Consider the following 8,577-nt stretch of genomic DNA (forward strand, 5'->3'; position numbering starts at 1 on the left):
TGACCGGCGGCGGCTTCAAGCGATTCCGTCGCGCCACGGAGACGCCGTTCAACATGGTGCTGGAGGCCCGCCCCTAGGGCGGCCGTTGCTAGCTAGAAATTTCAGCTCATCGCATTGGTGAGGATCATCGCCAAAATTCCGGACGCAGGCTTATTGGGCAAATTTTTTCAAGCGCGTCACTCACCCTGAGATCAGATTGGAGTTGATAAACGCCGACAGTAGTGAAGGCACGCGCAGCCAAGCTCGCCGCCTAAGGGTGCTCTCAGATTATCCGACGTCCGACGACCGCACCGGGCTGCGGCGGCAGATTCTTTACCTCCTGCGGCACAAGGCCAGCAGCCTCGTTGTAGGCGTATTCCCGCCCAATTTTTTCTCGACCCACTTACCTGAAGCTCCGCCGTGGCGGGCTGATCGTCTCGGGTCGCTGTCATCATTGCGGCTGGCGTCAAGGCGGACAGCCGGGGCGAAGTCTGGTGGATATCGGCACCTCAAAGGTCGAGAGGATCTGGACGGAGTTTTAAGCTGACCCGCCGCAGCCGTCACAAACGTAAAGCTCGTCGTACCAGGCGACAATGCAGAAAGCGCCAGGAGCGGCACGCGACCAGTGGCCTATTTGTCAACTCGAATGCGCTTCCACCTTCGTAATGCGTTCCGTCAGTGTCATCTGGATAGCCTCACCGCTTGCAGCTCACGACGCCTTGCGACGCAACGCCGTCTCGTATCCAAGCCAATCGTGAATTTCGGCGGCGATGCGCTCGGCATGCGCGGTGACTTCGGGAATTCCCATCAGTTCGCCAACGCTGCCGCGCGCCAATGGCCCGCTGACGAAAATGCTGCCAGTCGGCCGCCCGGATGTCCCGATTGCACGGCCTTGGCTGTCAGTTTCCAGGCCAAGGCCAATCGGGTCGAGCCGCACCAATCCCATCCGTGCGAGCGCCGCAATCGCCGCGTTGGTCCGGAAAATATCGGCATGCGCCGGCCCTGTCGTGACGACCACTTTATTGAACGTCTCGGTGGTCTGGGTGCGTTGGCGCCTTGGCCGGAGCGTGACGCGGATGCGGCCGTCGACCTGCTCGGCATCGACAATCGATGCAGCGTGGTAGTCGAGCATGCCCTCGGCAACCCGGCGATCAAGCACGGACGCGACCTGTGGCGCTATGCGGAAGCGATGCACATCCCACAGCGCGCGCAAATGGCGCACGACGCGGCGTTGCTCAGCGAGCGGCAGGGCCTGCCAGATGATTTGCCCTTGTCGCCGGACTGCGTCGAGCACGGGGTGCCAGCCTTCGCCCTGCTGCGCGGCGGTTGCGATGGTCGACCGGATACGCCTGAGCAGCACGGTGGCGCTGCGTGACGGCAGGCCGGTGAAGTCGCCGATCGGATCGGCATGCATAGCCGCATGGCCTCGCGACCGGTAGCCATGGCGCGAAAGTGCTGTGATGCGACCGCGATGGCCATTGCGGTCGAGCGTTGCGATGACATCCGCCGACGTCAGTCCAGTGCCGACGACGAGCACATGGTCGTAGCGTCCGATCGCTTCCAGCCTTTCCAGATCATAGGGATTGGCTACCAGCCCGGCTGCACCAGCCACGGACTGCAGGGACAATGGCAAAGTCGGTGGCGGATGCGTTGTCGCAATCACCAGGGCGTCCGCTGCGAGCGTTCCTCCATCAGCGAGGATCAGGCGGTAACCCTCGCCATTGAGCTCGACTGATGCGACCGCGGATCTGACATGACGGATCGTTTTGCTGTTCAGCCAAGGCTGGAGATGGGATTCCACGTAGCGCCCGAAAACGCGACGCTGCGGGTAGAGCGCTCCATTGGCGGCAATGGCCTCGGGATCGTCCGCAATGGCGCCGGTCTGCTCCAGCCAGTCGGCAAAGTGGCTGTCCTGGCCGGAGATCAGCGTCATCCTCGACGCCGGCACATTGATGCGGTGTGAAGGATCGGGCGTCGAATAGGCCAGACCATAGCCGAGCCCCTCTCGGGGCTCGACGACCACGATATCGGCAGCTCCGGCGGGCAGAAGCCGTGCAAGATGAAACGCGGTCGCCGCACCTGAAAAGCCGCCGCCGATGATGGCTAGGACCGGCCCTCTGCCCGATTCTCTGGTGCTCAAGACTGACTCGCGCGGAGCGCCGATAGCCGATGATCGCCGGCCACCGTTTCGCCAAAAGGTCCCATGTTCACGGCCGTCGGTCGCGTCGAGATTTCATGATCGAGCGGCAATAGCGGCAGTACCAGTTCGCCAAAACGATACGCTTCCTCCACATGCGGATAACCGGAGAGGATGAAGGTATCGATGCCGATACGCCGGTATTCGTCGATCCGTTCCGCCACCGTGGCCGCATCGCCGACCAGGGCGGTGCCGGCGCCGCCGCGAACCAGGCCGACGCCGGCCCACAGGTTCGGACTGATTTCGAGCTTGTCGCGATGGCCGCCGTGCAGCCGGCTCATGCGCGACTGGCCGACAGAATCCATGCGCGCGAAAACCTTCTGCGCCTCGGCGATGGTCTTGTCGTCGAGGCGGCTGATCAGCCGGTCGGCATCGGCCCATGCCTCGTCATTGGTTTCGCGGACGATGACATGCAGCCTGATGCCGAAGGTTACCTGGCGCCCGGCTTTTTCAGCAAGACCGCGCACATGATCGACCTTGGCTGCAACGTCTGCGGGCGGTTCGCCCCAGGTCAGATATTTGTCGATCTGTTCGGCGGCGACCGCGTTGGCCGCCTCTGACGAGCCGCCGAAATAGAGCGGCGGATGCGGCGTCTGCACGGGCGGAAACAGCAGCCGGCCGTCCTCGATACGGAAGTGCTTGCCTGCGAAGGCAACGGTCTCGCCACGCAGCACGGCCTTGTAGATGTCGAGGAATTCCCGCGTCACCTCATAGCGCTCGTCATGGCTGAGGAAGATGCCGTCGCCCTTGTTCTCGACCGGGTCGCCGCCGGTGACAACATTGATGAGCAGGCGTCCGCCCGAAATGCGGTCTAGCGTCGAGGTCATGCGCGCGGCGAGCGTCGGCGATTGCAGGCCCGGCCGGACGGCGACAAGAAAGCGAAGCCGCTGCGTCAGCGGCGTCAGCGCCGACGCCACGACCCAGCTGTCCTCGCAACTGCGTCCGGTCGGCAGCAGCGCGCCATAGTAGCCGATCGCATCGGCAGCCTTGGCGACCTGGGTGAGGTAGGGCAGATCGACCGCCCTGCCCGCCTCGGAGGTGCCGAGATAGCGGCTGTCGCCATGGGTCGGAAGAAACCACAGGACCTTGATCCTGTCGGGTGTGGCAACGCTCATGAGTGGTCCTCTGTGACTTGACGCACCTCGCTCAGCTCCAGGCATGGAGCGGCGGATTGACATCGTTGAGGTAGTAGTTGCCGAGGATCGCGTATTTCCAGCGCACCGGATCGTGCAGCGTGTGGGTGCGGGCGTTGCGCCAATGCCGGTCGAGATTGTGCTCGGCCAGCGTCGAGCGCGTGCCGGCGAGCTCAAATAGCTTGTTGGTGGCATTGATGGCGATCTCGGTGGTGAGGATCTTGGATTCCGCCACAGCGATCTGCGCTTCCGCGACGGTCTTCTCGTTCGGGTCGGCGACGGCGCGATCGACCGCAAGCCCGGCCTTTTCCAGAACCGCCTCTGCCGCATTGGCGCGCAGACGAAGGTCGCCGATCGCCTGGATCGTATAGGGATCCTGCCAGGCATGATCGACGTCGCTGTCGATCCAGGCGCGCGACTTGGTGCGCACGAAATCGACCGTCTCGTCGATCGCCGCCTTGGCGATGCCAAGATCGACCGCGGCCTGGATGATCTGGAAGATGGCTCCGTCGGCCGTCGGCCGGTCGTAGCCCTTATAGCCGGGAACCAGATGCGTCTTCGGCACCTTCACGTTGTCGAGCAAGACCGTGCCGGACAACGTCGTCTTCTGGCCGAAGCTCGACCAGTCGTCGATGACCGTCAGCCCGGGCGCGCCGCGACCGGCGATGGCATACCAGGCGCGGCCCTCGTCATCGAGCGCTACGATCGGGACCAGATGCGCGAGCAGCGCGCCGCTCGAATAGAATTTCTGGCCGTTGACGACGACATGGTCACCGGCGTCGACGAACTTGGTTTCGAAGTCGGCCGCCCGCTTGGAGCCGAATTCGGAGAACGCGTTGCCGAAGCGCGTGCCGGACAACACCTCGGCGAACAGCAGCTTCTTCTGCGCCTCGTCGGAGACGGTGCGGATGGCGGCAACAACGCCAAGATGGTTCTGCGGAATCTGGCCCAGCGACGGATCGGCCGCCGAGATGATGGTGATCACTTTCGACAGCGTCACATAGGAGAGCTCCGGCCCGCCATAGGCTTTCGGCACGTTGATCGACCACAGGCCGCTCTGCGAAAACGCATCGAGCTCTTCCGTCGGCCAGATGCGTTCACGGTCCCGCTTGGAGGCATCCCTGGCGAATTCCGCGGCCAGTTTTTCGGCGACAGCGATCGCCTCGGCGTCGGTCTTGATAACATGTGCCTTGGCTGACGGACGCTCGACCGGTGGCACGGCGCTGCGGATATCGGACGGCTGCTTCGATTGGATGGTCATGCTGCGGTCTCCTTGAGGAAATGGTCGGATGGAAGCGGCGAGCCGCCGAGATAGTAGGTCTTGATATCGGCGCGCTGGCGTAGTTCGGCAGCCGATCCTTCGAGGACGCTGACGCCGTTCTCGAGCAGGGTGGCGCGGTCGGCATATTTCAGCGCGACCGCCGAATTCTGTTCGGCAACCAGGATCGAAAGGCCTTCATCGCGGTTTAGCCGTTTCAGGGCGCTGAAGATCTCGTCGACGATCAACGGTGCGAGCCCCATCGACGGCTCGTCCAGAACAAAGAGCCTCGGCCGCGACATCAGGCCGCGGCCGATTGCCGTCATCTGCTGCTCGCCCCCGGAAGTGAGGCCGGACCGGGTTCGCCGCTTCTCGGCGAGCCTTGGGAAAAGTGAGTAGACACGATCGAGATCGGCCTTGACGCCGGTGCGGGAGGACGAGCGTCCGAGCGCGCCGGTGAAGAGGTTCTCTTCGACCGTCAGCGAGTGGAAGCAATGCCGGCCCTCAAGGACCTGGACGAGGCCGCTGCGGACGAGCTGTGAGGGGCTTGCCCTTGAAACATCCTCGCCATCGAAGGTGATCCGACCGGCGGTAATGTTGCCGCGCTCGGCCGGGAGGAGATTGGATAAGGCGCGCAGCAGGGTGGTCTTGCCGGCGCCGTTGGAGCCGAGCAGCGCGACGATCTCGCCCCTCCCAACCGACAGGTCGACGCCGTGCAGGGCGGCAATGGCGCCGTTGTAGACAGCTTCCACGCTGCTGACTGACAGTATTGGATAATGGGGGCTGGACATCGATGACTCCGCTGGGAAGCTGGATAGCGCGACCGGCCAGTTTGTCGGCCACCACGCCATGGCAAACTCAGTTGCTGACCAATGCGTCGGCGTCCTCGGCCGTGCGGATCTTGATGCCCTTCTCGGTGGCATAAGCCTCGGACGACTTCTCGATGATCGGGCGCAGCAGCTTCCAGTCGGGCGCGATCCAGTCGGACACGACGTTCCACTTCTTGCCGTCCCACTGCTGGAAGGTCACGTAGCCGTCACCCTCGTGATTGTCCCAAGAGACATTGATCGAGTGGAACAGGTCCTTGGCGCCGAGCGCCTCGACGCGCGCCGGATCGAGCTTGAGATGCTCGAAGCCCCAGCGCACTTCGTCGCCGGTCAGCGTGCGGTTGCCGAACCTGGCCTGTGCGATGCGGACCGCCTCGACATTGAGGATGCCATTGACGATGCCGAGATTGTGGTAGACCGAGCCGATGCGGCTCTTGTCCTCGAGATTGCCCTTGCCGTCGCCGTAGACCGTTTTCACGATCTCCTGGACCACCGGATACTGCTCGCCCGAGGCCTGGGTGGTGATGGCCGTATAGCCCTTGGCGGCATCGCCCGCGGGGATGACGTCCTCTTCCGAATTCGACCAGACATTGCCGACAATGTGATCGGCTGGGAAACCGGTCTTCAGCGCAGTCTTCAACGCAACAGGGTTCATCACGCCCCAGCCGCGCAGCACCACATAGTCGGGATGCTCGCGACGGATCGTCAGCCATTGTGCCTGCTGCTCGTTGCCCGGATGCGGAACCTCGATCTGCGACAGTTCGAAGCCGTATTTCTGCGCCAAAAGCTCGTAGATCGGGATCGTCTCCTTGCCGTAGGGCGAGCCGTGATAGAGCACCACGATCTTCTTGCCCTTGAGCTTGTCCAGGCTGCCTTCCCTGGAGTCGATGTAGTTCACGATTCCGGAAGTCTCGCTGTAGGGATTGAGCAGCAGCGGGAAGACGTAAGGGAACACGCGCCCGTCCGTGGTGTCGGTGCGGCCGTGGTTGATGGTGACCAGCGGCACCTTGTCGTCAGTGATGCGGTCGATCATGGCGTAGGCGATGCCGACCGAAAGCGGGTTCCATGCGGCGATACCCGGATTGCTCTTCAATCGTTCGTAGACCTCGACGCCCTTCTCGACCTCATACTGGGTCTCGCCTTCGCTCCAGGTCAGCTTGACGCCGTTGACGCCACCGTCGCGGATGTTGATCAGGTTGAGGTAATCGATGAAGCCGCCGAAGAAGCCGGTGCCGCCGGCGGCATAGGGGCCGACGCGATAGCTCTGCAGGGGGAAATACTGTTCGTCGGCGTGGACAGCCGTCGCGCCGAGCACGAAGGCCGTGGCGATCGCCGCTTTCTTGAGATGACTGAAGAAGGTCATGAGTTGCGTCTCCTGAGGTGTGGGTCCGTGAGAGGATGTCGAGCGGCGCTCAGCTGGACCTTGAGCCGATCCGTCGTTTCAGGCGGCCGAAGAGGGCCGACAGCCCGTTCGGTTCCGCGATGATGAAGATGATGAGGAGGGCGCCGAGCACGATGCGCTGGCTCATGTCGAGCACGCCCGAATCGAACAGGCCGCCAAACGCGAAGGCGCCGATCCGGGACAGAAGAAGCGGGAAGACGACGATGAAGGCCGCGCCCAGAAACGCACCGCGCATCGAAGCCAGTCCGCCGACGATGATGATGAACAGGATCTGGAAAGAGCGGTCGAGGTTGAAGCCGGCCGGCTCTACGGTGCGCAGGTAGGTGAAGGCCCACAGCACACCCGCGACGCCGATAATGAAGGACGAGATGGCGAAAGCCAGCAGCTTGGTTCGCAGCACCGGCACGCCGATGACGCGCGCCGCCGTTTCATTGTCGCGCACGGCAATGAAGTTGCGGCCAGTGGCGCTGTTGACCAGCCGCCAGACAAGAGCGGTGAGCACGATGACCGTGGTGACCGAAAGCAGGTAGCGGCCGGTCGCGCCATCGAGCGAAAATCCCGCGACGGTAAGGCGCGGCGCGGAAATAACCCCGGACGGATTGTAGTTGGAGAACCAGCCGAACTTGGTCAACGCCCATTGCACGAAGAACTGGGCGGCGAGCGTCGACACGGCGAGATAGAAGCCGCGCAGCCTGAGACTGGGCAGGCCGAACACGACGCCGATGCCGGCGGCCGAAATCCCGGCCAGGATCATGGTCGCCGCCAGCGGCAGCCCGTCGACCCGCAGGTTGAAATTGTAGGCGGCAAAAGCACCGACCGCCATGAAGGCGGAGGACCCGAGCGAAAGCTGCCCGCAATAGCCGGTGAGCAGGTTAAGACCGACCGCTGCCAGGCTGAGCGCCAGAAACGGCAGCAGGATTGCCTCGACGAGATAGCTCGGCGCATAGGCGGGGATCAGGCCGTAGCCGACGACGATCAGCACGGCCGGCAGAGCCAATCTCTGCCAGTCGATTGGAGGCCTTGCGGCATCGAGCGCTTGCACGGCCATCGGTCAGACCCTTTCGACGGTTTTCTGGCCAAACAGGCCGGAGGGGCGCACCAGCAGGACCACCAGCGCCAGCGCATAGGCGAACCAGCCTTCGATGCCGCCGACGACGAAGGCGCCGAGATAGACCTCGGCCAGTTTTTCGCTGGCGCCGATGATGAGGCCGCCGACGATGGCGCCGAGGATGGAATCAAAGCCGCCGAGCACCAGCACCGGCAGCGCCTTCAGCACGATCAGCGACAAAGAGAACTGGACACCGAGACGCGCACCCCACAGCAGTCCCGCGACCAGCGCCACGAACCCGGCGGCCGTCCACACCGTTCCCCATATCCGGGGCAGCCGCAGCCCGACGGCAAGTGCTGCAAACTGGTCGTCGGCGACGGCGCGAAACGCCAGCCCGATCCGGGTCCAATAGAAAAATGCGCTCAAGCCCGCCACGATCGCCGCGGCAATGCCTGCGGCGAGAAGGTCAAACGACGAGATCAGGATGCCGCCGACCTCGAAGGGCGTGTCGTCTATGCCGAGATCGAGCCCGTGCACCTGCGTGCCCCACATCAACTGGGCAGCGCCCTCAATGATGTAGGACAGGCCGAGTGTGGCCATGAACAGCGTCATCGGCGAGCGATTGACCAGCGGCCTGAGCACAGTCCGCTCGATGATGAAGCCCAGCGCGACCATGACCGCGAAGGTGATGAGCAGCGAAAGCGCGAAGGGGATGCCGCGTTCGACGAGGCTG

General features: G+C 63.5%; 7 protein-coding genes. All 7 read right to left on the bottom strand.

What is annotated here, in order from left to right; genetic code table 11:
* Positions 1 to 688: 688 nt before the first annotated feature.
* Positions 689 to 2,119, bottom strand: a complete 1,431-nt coding sequence (locus AC0L3L_RS35885) for an FAD/NAD(P)-binding protein (RefSeq protein ID WP_473642064.1) — start codon at positions 2,117 to 2,119, stop codon at positions 689 to 691.
* Positions 2,116 to 3,291, bottom strand: a complete 1,176-nt coding sequence (gene ssuD / locus AC0L3L_RS35890; RefSeq protein ID WP_473642066.1) for an FMNH2-dependent alkanesulfonate monooxygenase — start codon at positions 3,289 to 3,291, stop codon at positions 2,116 to 2,118. The genes AC0L3L_RS35885 and ssuD overlap by 4 nt, the downstream gene beginning before the upstream one ends.
* Positions 3,292 to 3,322: 31 nt before the next feature.
* Positions 3,323 to 4,570, bottom strand: a complete 1,248-nt coding sequence (locus AC0L3L_RS35895; protein WP_473642068.1) for an SfnB family sulfur acquisition oxidoreductase — start codon at positions 4,568 to 4,570, stop codon at positions 3,323 to 3,325.
* Positions 4,567 to 5,358, bottom strand: coding sequence for an ABC transporter ATP-binding protein (locus AC0L3L_RS35900; RefSeq protein ID WP_473642070.1), 792 nt, complete (start codon positions 5,356 to 5,358; stop codon positions 4,567 to 4,569). The genes AC0L3L_RS35895 and AC0L3L_RS35900 overlap by 4 nt, the downstream gene beginning before the upstream one ends.
* 67 nt (positions 5,359 to 5,425) lie before the next feature.
* On the bottom strand, positions 5,426 to 6,757 hold the full coding sequence (locus AC0L3L_RS35905) for an ABC transporter substrate-binding protein (protein WP_473642072.1): 1,332 nt from the start codon (positions 6,755 to 6,757) through the stop codon (positions 5,426 to 5,428).
* A gap of 49 nt (positions 6,758 to 6,806) precedes the next feature.
* Complete coding sequence (locus AC0L3L_RS35910; protein ID WP_473642074.1) at positions 6,807 to 7,844, bottom strand: branched-chain amino acid ABC transporter permease; 1,038 nt, start codon at positions 7,842 to 7,844, stop codon at positions 6,807 to 6,809.
* Between the two features lie 3 nt (positions 7,845 to 7,847).
* Positions 7,848 to 8,577: branched-chain amino acid ABC transporter permease (locus AC0L3L_RS35915; RefSeq protein WP_473642076.1), on the bottom strand; the 730-nt coding region annotated here is incomplete at its 5' end.

It is taken from the genome of Mesorhizobium sp. WSM4849 (genome assembly GCF_055811385.1).